Source organism: Variovorax sp. GW460-12-1-14-LB1 (assembly GCF_059423605.1).
Genome location: NZ_JBWKYF010000017.1, coordinates 63,399 through 81,617 on the forward strand (window position 1 = coordinate 63,399; position 18,219 = coordinate 81,617).

Below are 18,219 nucleotides of genomic sequence, written 5' to 3' on the forward strand. Positions count from 1 at the left end.
TTGTCGGTGTAGGCCGGTGCGGCCGGGTGCGGATGATTGTGCCGAGCGCTGCATGCGGCGTCGCCACGGGAACCGGTGGTTTTGGACAGCGTCGGCTTGTCAGTGCCGATGAGGGCCGCGACTCACGCGGAGACCGTCACCCCATTGCGCGCCAGCACCGCCAGCAGCTTCGGAATGTCGGGCGCCGGCCCGACCGGAATCTCGCGGTCGATGGCGGTGAACATCTGCGCGGCCATCGCGTCCTGCCCCGTGATCTCGAGCATCTGGCCGCCGCCCTTGCCGTAGTGAAAGCCGTGCACCGTGCCGCGCGGCACGTGCACCAGCGTGCCGGGCTGGCACCGATGCGCCTGGCCGTCGCAGAGGAACTCGACCTCGCCGCCGAGCACGTAGAACGACTCGTCCCAGTCGTGGCTGTGCGGTGGCGGGCCCGTGCCTTCGTCGCCGCGCTGGAAGGTGACGCCGTAGCTTTGCGTCGAGGCATTCGACGCCAGCACCGTCACCTGCGTGCCGAGCACGTTCAAGGGCGTTTCGCGCCGCTCGGGCGTGAGGACAAAGTACGGAAGAAGGGCCATGGCCGGCTCCTCGAAGTGGGAGCCGGATTCTGCGCCCCGTGCACGGGGGGCACAAGCGGTGGCGCCGCAGGGAGGGTAACCTCCCCGCCGCCGCGCCACCGGCATCGCTACTTCGCGCGGCGGCGCTCGATGAAGGCGATGATCTCGCCCATGATGCCCTTGCGGAAGGCCAGCACGCAGATCACGAAGATCAGGCCCGTGACCATGGTGACCGACTCGCCCAGCGTGTTGAACCAGTCGACGGTCGTGATGCGCGCCAGGAAGTTGCCGAGTTCGCCGATCTTGTTTTCGAGCAGCACGACCACCGCCGAACCCACGATGGGACCCGACAGCGTGCCCAGGCCGCCCACCAGCGTCATCAGGATGACCTGGCCCGAAGCGGTCCAGTGCACGTCGGACAGCGTGGCAAAGCCCAGCACCAGCGTCTTGAGCGAGCCGGCCAGGCCCGACAGCGCGGCCGAGATCACGAAGGCCAGCAGCTTGAAGCGGCTCACGTCGTAGCCCAGCGAGAGCGCGCGCGGCTCGTTTTCCTTGATGCCCTTGAGCACCTGCCCGAACGGCGAGTGGATGGTGCGCACGATCAGCAGGAAGGCCGCGACCACGATCACCAGCGCCACGTAGTACATGGTGAGGTCGTTGGACAGGTCGACGACGCCGAAGAGCTTGCCGCGCGGCACGCCCTGCAGGCCGTCTTCGCCGCCCGTGAACTTGGCCTGCAGCGCGACGAAGAACATCATCTGCGCGAGCGCCAGCGTGATCATCGCGAAGTAGATGCCCTGGCGACGGATGGCCAGCACGCCGAACAGCCAGCCCAGCAAGGCGCCGGTGAGCGTGCCCGCGATCAGGCCCAGTTCGGGCGTGAGGCCCCAGACCTTGATCGCATGGCCCGCCACGTACGCGGAGCCGCCCAGGAAGGCCGCGTGGCCGAAGGACAGCAGCCCGGTGTAGCCCAGCAGCAGGTTGAAGGCCGCGGCGAACAGCGCGAAGCACATGAGCTTCATCACGAACACCGGGTAGGCGCCGAAGAACGGCGCGAGCACCAGGGCGACCAGCAGCAGCGCGTAGACGACGGTGGAGATTTTTTTCATGTTCATGCCGCTCGCCTTATTTCTCTTTGCCGAACAGGCCGGCGGGGCGGATGAGCAGCACGATGACCATGATCACGAACACAACCGTCGAAGAAGCCTCGGGATAGAAAACCTTGGTGAGCCCTTCGATGACGCCCAGGCCCAGGCCCGTGAGGATGGCGCCCATGATGGAGCCCATGCCGCCGATCACGACCACCGCGAACACCACGATGATGAGGTTCTGCCCCATCAGCGGCGACACCTGCATCACCGGCGCGGCCAGCACGCCGGCGAAGGCGGCGAGCGCGCAGCCGAAGGCGTAGGTCAGCGTGATCATCAGCGGCACGTTGACGCCGAAGGCTTCCACCAGCCGCGGATTCTCGGTGCCAGCGCGCAGGTAGGCGCCCAGGCGCGTCTTCTCGATCACGTACCAGGTCGCAAAGCAGATCACGAGCGACGCCACGACCACCCAGGCGCGGTAGTTGGGCAGCACCATGAAGCCCAGGTCGGTGGCGCTGGAGAGCAGCTCGGGCGCATCGTAGGGCAGCCCCGACACGCCGTAGACCGAGCGGAACACGCCTTCGATCAGCAATGTGAGGCCCAGCGTGAGCAGCAGGCCGTAGAGGTGGTCGAGCTTGTAGATCCAGCGCAGCAGCAATCGTTCGATGACCACGCCGAACAGGCCGATGAGGACCGGCGCGGCGATCAGCATCACCCAGTAGTTGACGCCCAGGTACTCCATCGCCATCCAGGTGAGGACGGCCCCGAGCATGAACAGCGCGCCGTGCGCGAAGTTGATGACGTTGAGCAAACCGAAGATCACCGCCAGCCCGAGGCTCAGGATGGCGTAGAACGAGCCGTTGACCAGCCCCAGAAGGAGCTGGCTCAACAAGGCGGGAAGGGAAATGTTCATAAGCGTTTCAACGAACCCGGGCGCCGCAGGGGCGCCCGCGGGAGGTCACTTCCAGAGGGCGCAGCGGCTTTCGGCCTTGGTCGTGAAGACTTCTTCGCCCTTCAACTTCTGGACCACCTTGTAGTAGTCCCACGGCTGCTTGGATTCGGCCGGCGACTTGACCTGCACCAGGTACATGTCGTGCACGAAGCGGCCGTCGGCGCGGATGCTGCCCTTGGCGTAGAAGTCGTCGATGGGCGTGGACTTGAGCGTGGCCATGACCTTGTCGGCATCGACCGTCTTGGCGGCCTGCACGGCCTTCAGGTAGGTCATGGTGGCCGAGTAGTCGGCGGCCTGGATGTCGGTGGGCATGCGCTTGGTCTTCTCGAAGAAGCGCTTGCCGAAGGCGCGCGTCTTGTCGTCCAGGTTCCAGTCCCAGCTGGTGGTGAGCAGCAGGCCTTCGGTGTTCTTCAGGCCCAGGCTGTGCACGTCGGTCACGAACACCAGCAGGCCCACCATCTTCATGCTCTTGGTGATACCGAACTCTTTCGCGGCCTTGATGCTGTTGATGGTGTCGCCGCCGGCATTGGCCAGCGCCAGCACCTGCGCCTTGGAGTTCTGCGCCTGCAGCAGGAAGGACGAGAAGTCAGAGGTATTGAGCGGCGCCTTCACCGAGCCCAGCACGGTGCCGCCCTTTTCCTTCACGACCTTGGTCGCGTCGGCTTCGAGGGCCTGGCCGAAGGCGTAGTCGGCGGTCAGGAAGTACCAGCTCTTGTCGCCACGGCCGATCACGGCCGCGCCGGTGCCCTTGGCGAGCGCGACGGTGTCGTAGGCGTAGTGCACGGTGTAGGGCGAGCACTGCTCGTTGGTGAGCGCCGAGCTGCCGGCGCCGTTCACGACGAAGACGCGCTTCTTCTCCTGCGCCACCTTGGCCATGGCCAGGGCCGTGCCGGAGCTGGTGCCGCCGAACAGCATGGTCAGGCCTTGCGTGTCGATCCACTCGCGCGCCTTGGAGGCGGCGATGTCGGCCTTGTTCTGGTGGTCGGCCGTGAGCAGCTCGATGGGCATGCCGTTGACCTTGCCGCCGAAGTCGTCGATGGCCATCTGGATCGCCAGCGCGCCGTTCTTGCCTTCGACGTCGGCGTACAGGCTCGACATGTCGGTGACGAAGCCGATCTTGACCTTGTCCTGTGCCTGGGCGGTGCCGGCGGCCAGCGCGGCGGCGGCGAAAACGGCGGAGAGAGCGAATGTGGTGGTCTTCATGGATGTTGTTCCTGTGGGGTGTTCGGTGGTGTCACTTCCAGAGCGTGCACTTGGACTCGGCCTTGGTGGTGAACACCGTGTCGCCGGGCAGCTTCTTCACGAGCTTGTAGTAGTCCCACGGCGTCTTCGATTCGGCGGGCGACTTGACCTGCATCAGGTACATGTCGTGCACGTAGCGGCCGTCGGGGCGGATCTGGCCGGTGCCGAAGAAGTCGTTGAGCTTCATCTTCTTGAGCTCGGCCATGACCTTGTCGGCATCGTCGGTCTTGGCGGTGTCCACGGCCTTGAGGTAGGTCATGGTGGCCGAGTAGTCGGCGGCCTGGATCTCGGTGGGCATGCGCTTGGTCTTGTCGAAGAAGCGCTTGGCGAACTTGCGGGTCTCGTCGTTCAGGTCCCAGTACCAGCTGGTGGTGAACTGCAGGCCTTCGGTGTTCTTCAGGCCCAGGCTGTGCACGTCGCTCAGGAAGATCAGCAGGCCGGCCAGCTTCATCGACTTGCCGATGCCGAATTCCTTGGCGGCCTTGATGCTGTTGACGGTGTCTCCGCCCGCGTTGGCCAGGCCCAGGATCTGGGCCTTGGAGTTCTGCGCCTGCAGCAGGAACGACGAGAAGTCGGACGCGTTGAGCGGATGGCGCACCGCGCCGACGATCGTGCCGCCCTTGGCCTTCACGACGGTGGAGGTGTCGGCTTCGAGCGCGTGGCCGAAGGCGTAGTCGGCCGTCAGGAAGAACCAGGTCTTGCCGCCGCCGTCGACCACCGCGGCACCGGTGCCCTTGGCGAGCGCGACGGTGTCGTAGGCGTAGTGCACGGTGTAGGGCGAGCACTGTTCGTTGGTGAGCGCCGAGGAGGCCGCGCCGTTGTTGAAATACACGCGCTTCTTCTCGGCCGCGACCTTGGCCAGCGCCAGGCCCACGCCCGAGTTGGTGCCGCCGAAGACCATGCTCAGGCCTTGCGTGTCGATCCACTCGCGCGCCTTCGAGGCGGCGATGTCGGGCTTGTTCTGGTGGTCGACGGTGAGCAGCTCGACCGGCTTGCCGGCCGCCTTGCCGCCGAAGTCGTCGATGGCCATCTGGATCGCCAGCGCGCCGTTCTTGCCTTCGAGGTCGGCGTACAGGCTGGACATGTCGGTGATGAAGCCGATCTTGACCTTGTCCTGGCCTTGCGCCTGGGCGGACGCTGCGAGCGCCAGTGCGCTGAAAGCCAGGGCGAAAGCGGTGAGCTGATTTTTCATGGATGTCTCCGGCAGTAGCAAGAAGGGGTGAAAGAACTCAGACGCCGAGCAGCTCGGTCAGCACGGGCATCTTGGCTTCGAGCTCGGCGGCGCCGAACTTCTCGACGATGCGGCCGTGCTCCATCACGTAGAAACGGTCGGCCAGCGGCGCGGCGAAGCGGAAGTTCTGCTCGACCATGACGATGGTGTAGCCCTTGGCGCGCAGCGTGGTGATCATGCGGGCCAGCGCCTGCACGATCACGGGCGCCAGGCCTTCGGAGATTTCGTCGAGCAGCAGCAGCTTGGCGCCGGTGCGCAGGATGCGCGCCACGGCCAGCATCTGCTGCTCGCCGCCCGACAGGCGCGTGCCCTGGCTGTGGCGGCGCTCGGCGAGGTTGGGGAACATGGCGTAGATCTCGTCGACCGACATGCCCTGCCCCGCGCCCTTGAGCTCGGGCGGCAGCATCAGGTTTTCTTCGCACGAGAGGCTGGCGAAGATGCCGCGCTCTTCGGGGCAGTAGCCGATGCCCAGGTGGGCGATGCGGTGCGTCGCCATCGAGACGGTCTCGACGCCGTTGACCTTGATGCTGCCCTTGCGGGCGCCGGTGAGTCCCATCACGGCGCGCATGGTCGTCGTGCGGCCCGCGCCATTGCGGCCCAGCAGCGTGACGACTTCGCCCGGCTGCACCACCATGTCGACGCCGTGCAGCACGTGCGATTCGCCGTACCAGGCCTGCAGGCCCTTGATTTCGAGTGCAGCGGTCATCAGTGCGCCCCCTGCATTTCGCCGTCGGTGGTGCCCATGTAGGCCTCCATCACCTGCGGGTTCTTCGAGACTTCGGCGTACGGGCCTTCGGCCAGCACGGCGCCGCGCTGCAGCACCGTGATGGTGTCGGCGATGGTCGAGACCACGCTCATGTTGTGTTCGACCATCAGGATGGTGCGTCCGGCCGACACGCGCTTGATGAGCTCGGCCACGCGGTGCACGTCTTCGTGGCCCATGCCCTGCGTGGGTTCGTCCAGCAGCATCAGCTCGGGCTCCATGGCCAGCGTGGTGGCGATCTCGAGCGCGCGCTTGCGGCCGTAGGGCAGGTTCACGGTCTGTTCGTCGGCCAGCTCTTCGAGGCCGACCTCGGCGAGCAGTTCGCGGGCGCGCGCATCGAGCGGCTTGAGCGACTTCTCGCTCTTCCAGAAGTGGTACGAGGTGCCGAGCTTGCGCTGCAGGCCCAGGCGCACGTTCTCGAGCAGCGTGAGGTGCGGGAACACGGCGGAGATCTGGAACGAGCGGATCACGCCGCGCCGCGCGATCTGCGCCGGGCGTTCGCCCGTGATGTCGTGGCCGTTGAACAGGATCGTGCCGGCCGTGGGTTCGAGGAATTTGGTGAGCAGGTTGAAGCAGGTCGTCTTGCCGGCACCGTTGGGGCCGATGAGCGCGTGGATCGAACCGCGCTTCACCGAGAGGTCGACCTTGCTGACCGCGGTGAATCCCTTGAATTCCTTGGTGAGCTGGCGTGTTTCAAGAATGACGTCGCTCATCTCGCGGCGTCGTCCGTGTGCGGAAAAAAGAAATCGGTCATGCGGTCCATCTCAATGCGCCACCATCGAGCGCGGACCGATTGTTGGTGGCTGCTATGCAATTGCATACTGGGGCAAATGCCTATGCTGCACTGCAACCATTCACAGAGTGCGCCCCCTCTGTGCGAGCGACTGTCGTCCCGACGACATTGCGCACCGCAGCACGCACACCTGCGAACGCGCGATGCATGCACGCGCACCGTCATGAGGATGTCGGGCACGCATGCACGCTTCGTGAAAAACTGGCGTGCCCGCTGCGCTGCCGCGATGCGCTTTCACCCGGATTGAATCCATCACCGCCATGCCGAACTTCCGCTCACCCGAATTCCTTGCCGACCACGTCGCCCACACGCTGGCGTTCTACGCGCCGCGCAGCCGCGATGCCTCGGGCGGCTTCTTCCATTTCTTCAAGGACGACGGCACGGTGTACGACCGCCGCACGCGCCACCTCGTGAGCAGCACACGCTTCGTGTTCAACCACGCGATGGCTTGGCGCCGCTTCGGCCGGCCCGACGACCTTGCGGCGGTGCGCCACGGCCTGGCGTTCCTGCAGACCGCGCATGCGCAGCCGAATGGTGGCTATGCATGGCAGATCGACTGGGATGGCCATCAAGCCACCGTGCAGGACGGCACGCAGCACTGCTACGGCCTGGCCTTCGTGCTGCTGGCGCACGCACATGCGCTGATGGCCGGCGTCGAGGAAGCACGCGCCGGCCTCGCGCACACCCGCGATCTGATGGAACAGCATTTCTGGGAACCGCAGCACCAGCTGTACGCCGACGAGGCGACGCCAAGCTGGCAGGTCGGCCCCTACCGCGGCCAGAACGCCAACATGCACGCCTGCGAGGCCATGCTCGCGGCCTACGACGCCACGCGCGAGCCCTTCTACCTTCAGCGCGCACGCACGCTGGCCGAGAGCATCACGGGCCGGCAGGCCGCGCTCGCCGACGGGCTGGTGTGGGAGCACTACCGCCAGGATTGGTCGGTCGACTGGGACTACAACCGCGGCGACAAGACCAACATCTTCCGGCCCTGGGGCTTCCAGACCGGCCACCTCACCGAGTGGGCCAAGTTGCTGTTGCAGCTCGAGGGCCACCTCGGGCGCGGCGCGCCCGGCACCGAATGGCTCGTGCCACGCGCGCGCCACTTCTTCGACACCGCGATGCAGCGCGGGTGGGACGCGGCGCACGGCGGGCTGGTCTACGGCTTCGGTCCCGATGGCGCGGTGTGCGATGGCGACAAGTACTTCTGGGTGCAGGCCGAAAGCTTCGCCGCCGCCGCCCTGCTCGCGGTGCGCACGGGCGACGCCGGCTATTGGGATTGGTACGACCGGATCTGGGCCTACAGCTGGGACCACTTCGTCGACCACACGCACGGCGCGTGGTACCGCATCCTCACGCCGCAGAACGCGAAGATCAGCGACGAGAAGAGCCCGGCGGGCAAGACCGATTACCACACGATGGGCGCGTGCCATGACGTGCTGAAGGCGCTGGGACACGGCGTCAAATAGCCGCGTCACCCTTCAATATCCGCACAAATCTTGTGCGGCCACGCCTCTACCCCGCAGCCCGCGGGCTGCCTACGCTTCAGGCCTTCTTTCACTCACGCAGAGAACGCATGAAGCACCCCAGCATTCGCAGCCTCACCGGCGCCGTGCCCACGAGCCGTCTCGATCCCGCCGCCACGGCGCTGATCGCGATCGACTTCCAGAACGAGTATTTCGACGGGCGCATGCCCATTCCCGACGGACTGGCCGCCCTGCGCCAGGCGCGGCGCCTGATCGATGCCGCCGACCGGCATGCGGTGCCGGTGTTCCATGTTCAGCATGTGGCACCCGCCGACAGCCCGATCTTCGCGGACGGCAGCCACGCCTTCGGCATCCACGACGAACTGCACCCGGCGCCGCAACACGCCGTGCTGCGCAAGGCGACGCCGAGCGCCTTCGCCGGCACCGCACTCGAGGCCGAGCTGCAGGCGCGCGGCATCACGACGCTGATCCTCACGGGCCTCATGACGCACATGTGCGTGTCGGCCACCGCCTTCGATGCCGCACCGCGCGGCTACCAGAGCCTCATCGTGGGCGATGCCTGCGCGACGCGCGACCTCGACCTGGAGGAAGGCGGCGTGCTGGGCCACAGCGAATTGCATCGCGCGGCGCTGCGCGGGGTGTCGGATGTGGTGGCCGAGGTGCGCTCGACCGAGGAGGTGCTGCAACTGCTGGAAGCGGGCCGCTGACGCCCTGCCCTTCGCATGCACCCACGAATCCACTCTCTTCGATCCATGACCATGAAACGCTCTTCTGCCCTGTTCCTCGCCCTGTCCTGTGCCCTGTGCGCGCCGGGCCTCGCCACCGCCGCCACGCCGGCACTCCGCACGCCGATCTCGGCGCCGGCCGACACGCTGCAATGGCAGGCCCTCGCGGGCGGCATCCGCTACGCCAACGTGCGCGGCAACCTGACGGGCAATGGCCCCTACGAAGCTTTTGTCGAATTCCCGGCCGGCTTCGACAACCCGCACCATCGCCACACGCAGGCGCTCCCGTCCGTCGTGCTCTCGGGTGTGTTCTATGCGATCTTCGATGACGGCAAGAAGGTGCTGTACCCGGCCGGTTCGTACTACCTGCTGCCGGCGCGGCTGCCGCACCGCAGCGGCTGCGAACCGGGCGCCAACTGCCTGCTGTTCCAGTACCAAAGCGACCGCTTCGACCTGGTGCCGACTGCGGCGAAGTAAGGCGCGGCTGCTGCGCTCAGTCGCCCTGCCCGTCCGCGGGCAGGTAGCGCGCAGCGGCAAAGTCGACAAACGCCCGCACCTTCGGCGACAGGTGCCGGTTCTGCGGATACAGCGCGTACAGGTTCAGCGGCTGCTGGCGGTATTCGGGCAGCACGCGGACCAGTTCGCCGCGCGCCACAGGGTCGCGCACGAGGAAGGCCGGCGATGCCGCCAGCCCCGTACCCGCCAGCGCAGCGCTGCGCAGCACGAGCCCGCTGTTGGCCTGCAGCCGCCCGCCCACGTCGACCGTGCAGACGCTGCCGTCCGGCGCGGTGAAGCTGGGCTGTGCGGCCTTCGCGGCCAATGAATAGTTCAGGCAGTCGTGCGCCGCCAGGTCGGCGGGCGTTCGCGGCGTGCCGCGCCGCTGCAGGTAGGCGGGCGATGCCACCCACCACTCCTCGAAGCTCGCGAGGCGCTTGACGATCAGCGTCGAGTCCGAGAGTGCATACGCCAGTCGCAATCCCACGTCGAAGCCCTCTTCGATCAGGTCGACGAAGCGGTCGTTGCACACGAGGTCGGCCTTGACCTGCGGGTGTGCGTCGAGAAAAGCCGGCAGCCACTGCGCCAGTTCCTCCAGCCCGAAGGACATCGGCGCGTTGATGCGCAGCAGGCCCGTGGGCTCGACCTGGTGCTGCGCCACGACCAGCGCCGCGGTCTCGACCTGGTCGAGGATCTGCCGCGCGTGTTCGTAGTAGGTCTGGCCCGCCTGCGTGAGCGCGAAGCGGCGCGTGGTGCGGTTCAGCAACTGCACGCCCAGCGCCGTTTCCAGCTGCTTGACGTGGCGCGAGACCACCGTGTGCGACACGTCCATCGCGTCGGCCGCGGCGGTGAAGCCACCGGCCTCCACGACGGCGCGGAACGCCTTCATGGCCGCGAACTGGTCCATGCGCGAGCGCTGCCTGTCGTCAGTGCGCGCCGGCGGCTGCGTCGCCGCCCGCGCCGCCCTTTTGCGGCCGCGCCAGCCACACCAGTGGGATCAGCAGCAGGAACAGCACCGCCGAGGCATAGAAGATGTCGTTCGTCGCGAGCATGAACGACTGCTGGTCGACCAGGCGGTTGATCTGCCCGAGCACCTGCTCGGAACTGAAGCCACTGCCGGTCAGCCCCGAGATGGCGCTGGTGGCCGCGCTGTTGCCCGGGTTCACCGACTCCACGAGCTGCGCGTGGTGCAGCGCCGCGCGGCTGTCCCACAGCGTGGTGGCGATCGAAGTGCCCATGGCGCCCGCCGTGATCCGCAGGAAGTTCGACAGCCCCGACGCGGCCGGGATGCGGTCGGGCGTGAGGCCCGACAGCGTGATGGTCACGAGCGGAATGAAGAAGAACGCCATCGCGATGCCCTGGATGATCGTCGGGATGATGATCGTCACGAAGTCGGCCTGCGTGTTGAAGTTCGAACGCATCCACAGCACCAGCGCGAACACGAGGAACGAGAAGGTCGCGTAGCGGCGCGGGTCGATCTTGGAGACCGTGAGGCCCACCACCGGCGAGAAGAAGATCGCCAGCAGCCCCACGGGCGCCATGATCATCCCCGCCTGCGTGGCGGTGTAGCCCATCCACTGCTGCAGCCACAGCGGCAGCAGCACCACGTTGCCGAAGAACAGGCCGTAGGCAATGGCCGTGGCCACCGCGCCCGACCAGAAGTTGCGCCGCTTGAACAGCGACAGGTCGACCACCGGGTGCTTGTCGGTCAGCTCCCAGACCAGGAAGAAGGCGAAGCCGACCACGGCCACCACGGCCATCGTGACGATCTCGCCCGAGTGGAACCAGTCGAGCTCCTTGCCCTTGTCGAGCATGAGCTGCAGCGATCCGACCCACAGCACCAGCAACGCCAGGCCGATGGCGTCGATCGGCACCTTGTGCGTCTTGCTCTCGCGCTTGTGGTACAGCGTCCAGGTGATGGCCGCAGCCACGATGCCCACCGGGATGTTGATGTAGAAGATCCACGGCCACGAGATGTTGTCGGTGATCCAGCCGCCGAGCAGCGGTCCCATCACGGGCGCGACCAGCGTCGTCATCGACCACATGGCCATGGCCAGGCCGGCCTTGGCCTTCGGGTAGCTCGACAGCAGCAGCGTCTGCGACAGCGGGATCATCGGCCCCGCCACGAAGCCCTGCAACGCGCGGAACAGAATGAGCGTGGTCATGTTGGGCGCCAGGCCGCACAGCAGCGAGGCGACCATGAACAGGATCACGCTGGCCATGAACAGGCGCACCTGGCCGAAGCGCTGGGTCATGAAACCCGTGAGCGGCACCGCGATGGCGTTGGCCACCGCGAAGCTGGTGATGACCCAGGTGCCTTGCGTGGTGCTCACGCCAAGGTCGCCCGAGATGGCCGGCAGCGACACGTTCGCGATCGACGAGTCGAGCACGTTCATGAAGGTGGCGGCGGACAGCGCGACCGTGCCCCACACGCGGGCGGAGCCCTCGAGCGGGGGGTGCGCGATGTAAGCAGGAGCAGCAGTGGCCATGGCGCGGGCTGTGAGGGTTCAGCGGCCGGCGGCGATCAGCCCGGCTGGCCCTGCGTGGCGGCGTGCACGGCCGGTGCGGCGGCGGACGCTGCCGGGCGGTTCACGGCTGCCGTGGGCGCGCCGCGGCCGAGGTTGGCGGCGACGATGCGGTCCACCTCGGCGTCGGCGCCGCGGTCGAGCTGGCTGTAGACCTGTGTCTGCGCGAAGGCGGTGCTGCGCGGCGCATCGGCCAGCATCTTGCCGGTCTTCTGCGTGATGTCGATCTCGGCGTCCATCGACAGGCCGATGCGCAGCGGGTTTGACTTGAGCTGCTCGGGGTCGAGTGCGATGCGCACGGGGACGCGCTGCACCACCTTGATCCAGTTGCCGGTGGCGTTCTGCGCCGGCAGCAGCGCAAAGGCGGCGCCGGTGCCCACGCCCAGGCCGGCGACCTTGCCGGTGTACTCGACCTTCTTGCCGTACACGTCGGCCGTGAGCTTCACGGGCTGGTCGATGCGGATGTTGCGCAGCTGCACTTCCTTGAAGTTGGCGTCGACCCACAGCTGGTGCAGCGGCACGATGGACATCATCGGCGTGCCGGCGGCCACGCGCTGGCCCAGCTGCACGGTGCGCTTGGCGACGTAACCGTCGACCGGCGCGGGCATGGCCACGCGCTGCGTGGCGAGGTAGGCCTCGCGCACCTTGGCGGCGGCGGCCAGCACGCTCGGGTGCTGCGCCACGCTGGTGCCTTCGGTCAGCGACTGGTTGCTGACCAGCGCCTCGCGCGCGGCGACCACGCCGGCCTGTGCGGCGGCCAGTGCGCTCTTGGCGTTGGCCAGCTGCGTCTCGGCGTGGTTGAGTTCTTCCTTCGACACGGCGCCGTTGCCCGACAGCGCGCGGCGGCGCTGCAGGTCGTCCTGCGCCTTGGCGATGTCGCTCTGGGCCTTGGCGATGTCGCTCTGGCGCAGCGTGACCTGCGCGGCCAGCGAGCCGTTGTTGGCGTACAGCGTGCGCACCTGGCGCACGGCCTGCGCGAGCGCGGCCTCGGCCTGTTCGAGCGCCACCTTGGCGTCGGCCGGGTCGAGCTGCACCAGCGGCTGGCCGGCCTTCACGAAGTCGGTGTCGTCGGCGCCGATGGCCATGACCGTGCCGCCGATCTGCGGCGTGATCTGGATGACGTTGCCCTGCACGTAGGCGTTGTCGGTGTTCTCGTAATGGCTGGCGACCAGCCATTCGTACAGGCCCCAGCCGCCGCCGACGACCAGCACCACGGCGGTGAGAACGGTGAGTGCGCGGCGGCGCTTGCCGTTGCCCGCAGGCGCCTCGGGCGCAGCGGTGGTGGGCACGGGGGAAGCGGATGTCGGAGTGTTGTTATCGCTCATGATGGAGTTCTTTCCGAAGAAGGCGGATCAGCAAATCAGTTCTGGGTGGCGGCCGTCGGCGCCGAAGCCGTGGCGGTGGCCGGCGGCTGCCAGCCGCCGCCCAGGGCGCGCGCCAGGCCCACCTGCGTGTCGAGGGCGCGGGCCGCCAGATCGACCGCGAGGCGGCGCTGGGCCAGCACGGCGGTTTCGGCGGTCAGGACGTTGAGGTAGTTGCCCAGGCCCGCGCGGTAGCGCTGCACGGCAATGTCATAGGCGCCTTCGGCGGCCGTCTGCGCGGCGCGTTGCTCGGTCTGCTGGCGCACGATCGACTGCGCGCTCGAGACCTGGTCGGCCGCATCGCGCACGGCGTCGAGCACGGTGGCGTTGTAGCTTTCGATGGCCACGTCGAGGTCGGCCGACTTGCCGCGCAGGTTGGCGCGCAGGCGCCCGCCTTCGAAGATCGGCAGGTGGATGGCCGGGCCCACGCCCCACTGCTCGCTGCCCGACTTGAGCAGCTTGCCGAAACCCAGGCTCTGGAAGCCGGCAAAGGCCGTGAGGTTCACGTTGGGATAGAACTGGGTCTTGGCATTGGCCACGTCGCTGGTAGCCGCTTCGACGCGCCAGCGCGCGGCGGCGATGTCGGCGCGGCGGCCCAGCAGGTCGGCCGGGATGTTCGCCTGCAGCGCCATCGGCTTCACGCCGGCGAGCACCGGCGGCTTCAGCGAGGCCGACACGTTGGGCTGGCCCACGAGCGCGTCGAGCGCGTGCTGCTGCAGCGCGATCTGCTCGTTGAGCGCTTCGATCTGCTGACGGGCTTCGGGCAGGCCGCCTTCGCTCTGGCGCAGTTCGAGACGGGTGTCGAGGCCGGCGGACACGCGGTCGCGCACCAGCTTGAAGGTCTCGTCGCGCTGGGCCAGCGTGCGCTTGGCCACTTCGACCTGCTCGTTCAGACGCGCCCACTGGAAGTAGCTGCGCGCCACGTTGCTCGCAAGCAGCACGCGGGCTGCATCGGCGTCGGCCGCTGCCGCGTTGGCCGCGCCGAGGGCGGTGTCGAGCGCGCTGCGGTTCTTGCCGAAGAAGTCGAGCTCCCAGCTCGCGCCCAGCTGCAGCAGGCCGATGTTCTGCGTCGAGCCGCCCAGCGGCGCCGGGTAGATGTAGTTGCTGTTGAACTTCTGGCGGTTCAGGTTCAGGTCGGCACCGACCTTGGGCAGCAGCGCCGCGCCGGCGATGTCCGCCGAGGCCTGAGCGCGCACGAGGCGCGCACGCGCGACCTGCAGGTTCGGGTTGCCGGCCACGGCCTGGTCGACCAACGCATTGAGCTGGCTGTCGCCGAAGGCCTGCCACCACTGGCTGTCCAGGCTGGGCACGGTGGCGCGCGCGGGGTCGGCCGCGATGCCGAGCGTGGACGCATCGCGCAGCGTGGCGTGCGAGCCGATGCCGGCCATGTCGGCGCAACCGGCGAGCGCGACCACCGCCAGCGCGGCGGCCACGACGGGCGTGCGGCGCAGCGCGCGCACGGCGAAAGACTCAGTCATTCTTCTCTCCACGGGCCGCAAGGCCCTGTGCGTTGTCGAGGATGCGGCGCAAGTAGTCCTTGAGCTGCTCCCATTCTTCGAGGCTGAAACCGGCCAGGTACTCGTTCTGTACCCGGCTCAGCACATAGGGCACTTCCTTCGCGGCCGCACGGCCTTCGTCGGTGAGTTCGATGTTGACCACGCGGCGGTCTTCGAGCGAGCGCACGCGGCGGCACAGGCCCTTGGCCTCGAGGCGGTCGAGCAGGCGCGTCATGGCGCCGGTGTCGAGTTCGCAGGCGCGGGCCAGCTCGGCCACGGTGGTGGCGGCGCCGACGTGCAGCTTGTACAGCGGCACCCACTGCGGGTAGGTGGGGCTGCCGGGCTCGCACATGCGCGTGCCGACGGTCTGGCCGACGGACGTGACGATGCGGCGCATCAGGTAGCCGATGCTCTCTTCGGCGCGGTAGTCCTCGGCGCGATAGAAGTCGGCCGGCGGGCGCACGGCCTCGTCGGGCGTCGGAGGGACCGGGGAAATGGGGGCATCGCTCATGTCCGAAATATTAGTTGTCATGGCAATTACTGTCAAGGCGACCTTTGTGGGGGCAAGGGCTCGGTAGAATTCGCGCCCATGGCTTCTTCCCCTCCGTCGTCCTCCGCAGCCAAGGGCTCGCCCCGCTCGCTGTCGGGGTTGCGCCCCTTCCTTCGCCCCTACCGCGTGCAGATCGTGCTGGCGGGGGTCTTCCTGGTGATGGCGGCGGTCACGACGCTGGCTTTTCCTATCGCCCTGCGCAGCCTGATTGATGGCGGCCTGGTCAGCGCCGACAAGGGCGCCCAGACCATGGCGCTGCGCGAGCACTTCGGTGCCCTCTTCGCCGTGGCCGTGGCGCTGGGCCTGTTTTCGGCGGCGCGCTTCTATACGGTGAGCTGGCTCGGCGAGCGCGTCACGGCCGACCTGCGCAACGCGGTCTACGGCCATGTGCTGCAGCAGAGCCCGGCCTTCTTCGAGACCACGCAGACCGGCGAGGTGCTGTCGCGCCTCACGGCCGACACCACGCTGGTGCAGACGGTCGTCGGCTCGTCGCTGAGCATGGGCCTGCGCAACGCCGTCATGGGCGTGGGCGCGCTGGCGGTGCTGGTGTGGACCAACCCCTATGTGATGGTGCAGGTGCTGGGCATCCTGGTGCTGGTGGTGCTGCCGAGCATGTGGTTCGGCCGCCGTGTGCGCAAGCTGTCGCGCGCCAGCCAGGACCGCGTGGCCGACTCGAGCGCCATCGCGGCCGAGGTGCTGAACGCGATTCCCGTGGTGCAGAGCTACACGGCCGAAGGCCGCGAGGCCGACCGCTTCAAGGGCTCGACCGAGAACGCCTTTCATACCGCCGTGCGCCGCACGCGCGCGCGCTCGGTGCTCGTGGCCTTCATCATCATCGCCACCTCGGCCGCCCTGCTCTGGGGCCTGTACGAAGGCACGCAGGCCGTGCTGCGCGGCGACATCACGGCCGGCCACCTGGGCCAGACCGTGGTCTACGTGGCGATCCTGGCGAGCGCCACCGCGGTGCTCGGCGAGGTGTACGGCGACTTGCTGCGCGCGGCCGGCGCCACCGAGCGCCTGATGGAACTGCTGCATGCGCCGACGGCCATTGCGTCACCCGCACGGCCGGCGGTCGCGCCCGTTCCCGCCGCGGGCAGCGCCATCCGCTTCGACGCGATCACCTTCCACTACCCCTCGCGGCCGGGCACGCCGGCGCTGCGCGACTTCAGCCTGGACATCGCGCCGGGCGAGACCGTGGCGCTGGTGGGGTCCAGCGGCGCGGGCAAGAGCACGGTGTTCCAGCTGCTGCTGCGCTACTACGACCCGCAGTCGGGCCGCATCGTGCTCGACGGCGCGTCGCTGGACGCACTCGCCCTGCACGACCTGCGCACCCGCATCGGCCTCGTGCCGCAGGACGCGGTGATCTTTTCGGCCAGCGCCTTCGAGAACATCCGCTACGGCCGGCCCGACGCGAGCGCCGACGAGGTGCACGCCGCCGCGCGCGCCGCCTTCGCGCACGACTTCCTGCAGGCCCTGCCCGAGGGCTACGACACCTTCCTGGGCGAACGCGGCGTGCGGCTGTCGGGCGGCCAGCGCCAGCGCATCGCCATCGCACGGGCCATCCTGAAGAACCCACCGCTGCTGCTGCTGGACGAAGCCACCAGCGCGCTCGACGCCGAGAGCGAACGCATGGTGCAGGCCGCGCTCGAATCGGCGATGGAAAACCGCACCACGCTCGTGATCGCCCACCGCCTGGCGACCGTGCAGAAGGCCGACCGCATCATCGTGCTGGACCACGGCGGCATCGTCGAACAGGGAACGCACGCGGCGCTGGTGGCGCAAGGCGGCGTGTACGCGCGGCTGGCCGCGCTGCAGTTCACGGCCTGACCCGATCGGGTCAGTCGTCGGTTACTGCAGGGTTTCCTTGAGCGCCGCCGGAATCGGCAGCGCCATCACCGGAATGCCTTCATCGAGCAGCGCCTCGGTCTGCTCCGGTGTGGCCTGGCCGCGGATGCCGCGCTCGGCGGTTTCGCCGTAATGCATCTTGCGCGCCTCGTCGGCAAAGCGGTCGCCGACGTCTTCGGTCTTGGCCAGCACTTCGCGCACGGCGCGCATCCAGCGGGCTTCGGGTGAAGTCGCGCTTGCGGATACTTGCGTGGAAGGCGTTGCGGGTGCCGCCGGCACGCGGGCCGCGTCGCCGCGCCCTTCTTCCTTCGGCGCCTTGGCGTTGCTCAGGTTCAGGCGGGGCGCGCTCAGCAGCTTGACGATGGCGGTGTCGCCGCAGACCGGGCACTCGACCAGGCCGCTCGCGAGCTGGCTGTCGAACGCCTCGTTGGACGCGAACCAGCCCTCGAAGCCGTGGCCGTGCGTGCAGCGGAGATCGAGGACCTTCATGCGCGGATTATCCCGCGCCGCCTTGCGAGGCTGCGGCCTGCCAATCCAGTGCCCATGCGCCCGACAGGACGTTCTGCAGCCACAGGGTGCAGGTGAGCGTCTTCGCGTCGGTCACGGTGCCGTCGCGGCACCAGCCGATGAGCTCCTGCGGCGTGGCGGTGAACACATCGAGAAACTCGCCATGGTCGAGCTGCCGCTCGCCCAGCGAGAGGCCGCGTGCGAAGTAGATGTGGATGATCTCGGTCGAGTACGCCACCGCCAGGTGCGTGGCGCCCGCATGCGCCCATTCGCGCGCGGTGTAGCCGGTTTCCTCGAGCAGTTCGCGCTGGCCGCACAGCAGCGGATCTTCGCCGGCGTCGAGCTTGCCCGCGGGAAACTCGACGATCACGCGGTCCACCGGGTAGCGGAACTGGCGCTCCAGCACCACGCGGCCGTCGTCGAGCAGCGGAATCACCACCACCGCGCCGGGATGCACCACGTACTCGCGCGTGGCGCTGTGGCCGTCGGGCAGGCGGATGGTGTCGCGCTTGGCGTGCAGGAACTTGCCCTTGAAGAGCTCTTCGCTGCTGACGAGCGCTTCCTTCAGGTGCAGATCGGCGGTGGTAGCGGCAGGAGAAGTCATGTCG

The 18,219-nt window shown here is 68.1% G+C and carries 18 protein-coding genes; 4 read left to right on the plus strand and 14 right to left on the minus strand.

What is annotated here, in order from left to right; all coding sequences use genetic code 11:
- Nucleotides 1-122: 122 nt before the first annotated feature.
- The 7 genes from AC07Y4_RS11510 to AC07Y4_RS11540 form a co-directional block, all read right to left on the minus strand.
- Nucleotides 123-572 carry a cupin domain-containing protein gene (locus tag AC07Y4_RS11510; protein WP_062474067.1) on the minus strand — a complete coding sequence of 150 codons (450 nt, stop codon included), beginning with the start codon at nt 570-572 and terminating at the stop codon, nt 123-125.
- Between the two features lie 107 nt (nt 573-679).
- Complete coding sequence (locus tag AC07Y4_RS11515; RefSeq protein ID WP_172438368.1) at nt 680-1,666, minus strand: branched-chain amino acid ABC transporter permease; 987 nt, start codon at nt 1,664-1,666, stop codon at nt 680-682.
- A gap of 10 nt (nt 1,667-1,676) precedes the next feature.
- On the minus strand, nt 1,677-2,552 hold the full coding sequence (locus AC07Y4_RS11520; protein ID WP_062474069.1) for a branched-chain amino acid ABC transporter permease: 876 nt from the start codon (nt 2,550-2,552) through the stop codon (nt 1,677-1,679).
- 45 nt (nt 2,553-2,597) lie between these two features.
- The gene (locus AC07Y4_RS11525; RefSeq protein WP_095746043.1) at nt 2,598-3,794 is read right to left on the minus strand and encodes an ABC transporter substrate-binding protein; all 1,197 of its coding nucleotides are present in this window, start codon (nt 3,792-3,794) and stop codon (nt 2,598-2,600) included.
- 31 nt (nt 3,795-3,825) lie between these two features.
- Nucleotides 3,826-5,025: an ABC transporter substrate-binding protein gene (locus AC07Y4_RS11530; RefSeq protein ID WP_495274561.1), complete on the minus strand. Its 1,200-nt coding sequence runs from the start codon at nt 5,023-5,025 to the stop codon at nt 3,826-3,828.
- 37 nt (nt 5,026-5,062) lie between these two features.
- Nucleotides 5,063-5,770, minus strand: a complete 708-nt coding sequence (locus tag AC07Y4_RS11535; protein ID WP_062474075.1) for an ABC transporter ATP-binding protein — start codon at nt 5,768-5,770, stop codon at nt 5,063-5,065.
- Nucleotides 5,770-6,540, minus strand: a complete 771-nt coding sequence (locus tag AC07Y4_RS11540; RefSeq protein WP_062474077.1) for an ABC transporter ATP-binding protein — start codon at nt 6,538-6,540, stop codon at nt 5,770-5,772. The genes AC07Y4_RS11535 and AC07Y4_RS11540 overlap by 1 nt, the downstream gene beginning before the upstream one ends.
- A gap of 340 nt (nt 6,541-6,880) precedes the next feature.
- On the opposite strand from AC07Y4_RS11540, the gene AC07Y4_RS11545 reads away from it, so the two are divergent.
- The 3 genes from AC07Y4_RS11545 (at nt 6,881) to AC07Y4_RS11555 (ending at nt 9,309) form a co-directional block, all read left to right on the plus strand.
- Nucleotides 6,881-8,089 (plus strand): AGE family epimerase/isomerase, encoded by a 1,209-nt coding sequence (locus tag AC07Y4_RS11545; protein WP_495274562.1) that lies wholly within the window; start codon nt 6,881-6,883, stop codon nt 8,087-8,089.
- 107 nt (nt 8,090-8,196) lie between these two features.
- Nucleotides 8,197-8,814 (plus strand): cysteine hydrolase family protein, encoded by a 618-nt coding sequence (locus AC07Y4_RS11550; protein WP_495274563.1) that lies wholly within the window; start codon nt 8,197-8,199, stop codon nt 8,812-8,814.
- A gap of 51 nt (nt 8,815-8,865) precedes the next feature.
- Nucleotides 8,866-9,309, plus strand: coding sequence for a cupin domain-containing protein (locus tag AC07Y4_RS11555; protein WP_495274564.1), 444 nt, complete (start codon nt 8,866-8,868; stop codon nt 9,307-9,309).
- Between the two features lie 16 nt (nt 9,310-9,325).
- Here the strand turns inward: AC07Y4_RS11555 and AC07Y4_RS11560 are convergent, their stop codons facing one another.
- Genes AC07Y4_RS11560 through AC07Y4_RS11580 form a run of 5 tightly spaced genes read right to left on the minus strand, consistent with a single transcriptional unit; the run spans nt 9,326 to nt 15,220 of the window.
- A complete protein-coding gene (locus AC07Y4_RS11560; RefSeq protein ID WP_159271085.1) occupies nt 9,326-10,234 on the minus strand; it encodes a LysR family transcriptional regulator in 909 nt (302 codons plus the stop codon).
- A gap of 19 nt (nt 10,235-10,253) precedes the next feature.
- On the minus strand, nt 10,254-11,816 hold the full coding sequence (locus tag AC07Y4_RS11565; RefSeq protein WP_495274565.1) for a DHA2 family efflux MFS transporter permease subunit: 1,563 nt from the start codon (nt 11,814-11,816) through the stop codon (nt 10,254-10,256).
- 35 nt (nt 11,817-11,851) lie between these two features.
- Nucleotides 11,852-13,177 carry an HlyD family secretion protein gene (locus AC07Y4_RS11570; protein WP_495274566.1) on the minus strand — a complete coding sequence of 442 codons (1,326 nt, stop codon included), beginning with the start codon at nt 13,175-13,177 and terminating at the stop codon, nt 11,852-11,854.
- 35 nt (nt 13,178-13,212) lie between these two features.
- Nucleotides 13,213-14,691 carry an efflux transporter outer membrane subunit gene (locus tag AC07Y4_RS11575; protein ID WP_495274567.1) on the minus strand — a complete coding sequence of 493 codons (1,479 nt, stop codon included), beginning with the start codon at nt 14,689-14,691 and terminating at the stop codon, nt 13,213-13,215.
- Nucleotides 14,684-15,220 (minus strand): MarR family winged helix-turn-helix transcriptional regulator, encoded by a 537-nt coding sequence (locus AC07Y4_RS11580; RefSeq protein ID WP_159271080.1) that lies wholly within the window; start codon nt 15,218-15,220, stop codon nt 14,684-14,686. Before AC07Y4_RS11580 ends, AC07Y4_RS11575 begins: the two co-directional genes overlap by 8 nt.
- Nucleotides 15,221-15,298: 78 nt before the next feature.
- Here AC07Y4_RS11580 and AC07Y4_RS11585 point away from each other — a divergent pair, with 78 nt between their 5' ends.
- Complete coding sequence (locus AC07Y4_RS11585; protein WP_095949072.1) at nt 15,299-17,086, plus strand: ABC transporter transmembrane domain-containing protein; 1,788 nt, start codon at nt 15,299-15,301, stop codon at nt 17,084-17,086.
- 21 nt (nt 17,087-17,107) lie between these two features.
- Here AC07Y4_RS11585 and AC07Y4_RS11590 read toward each other — a convergent pair whose 3' ends face one another.
- Both AC07Y4_RS11590 and AC07Y4_RS11595 read right to left on the minus strand, forming a co-directional pair.
- Nucleotides 17,108-17,593 (minus strand): DUF1178 family protein, encoded by a 486-nt coding sequence (locus AC07Y4_RS11590; RefSeq protein WP_495274568.1) that lies wholly within the window; start codon nt 17,591-17,593, stop codon nt 17,108-17,110.
- 7 nt (nt 17,594-17,600) lie between these two features.
- Nucleotides 17,601-18,215 (minus strand): NUDIX domain-containing protein, encoded by a 615-nt coding sequence (locus tag AC07Y4_RS11595; protein ID WP_495274569.1) that lies wholly within the window; start codon nt 18,213-18,215, stop codon nt 17,601-17,603.
- Nucleotides 18,216-18,219 lie beyond the last annotated feature (4 nt).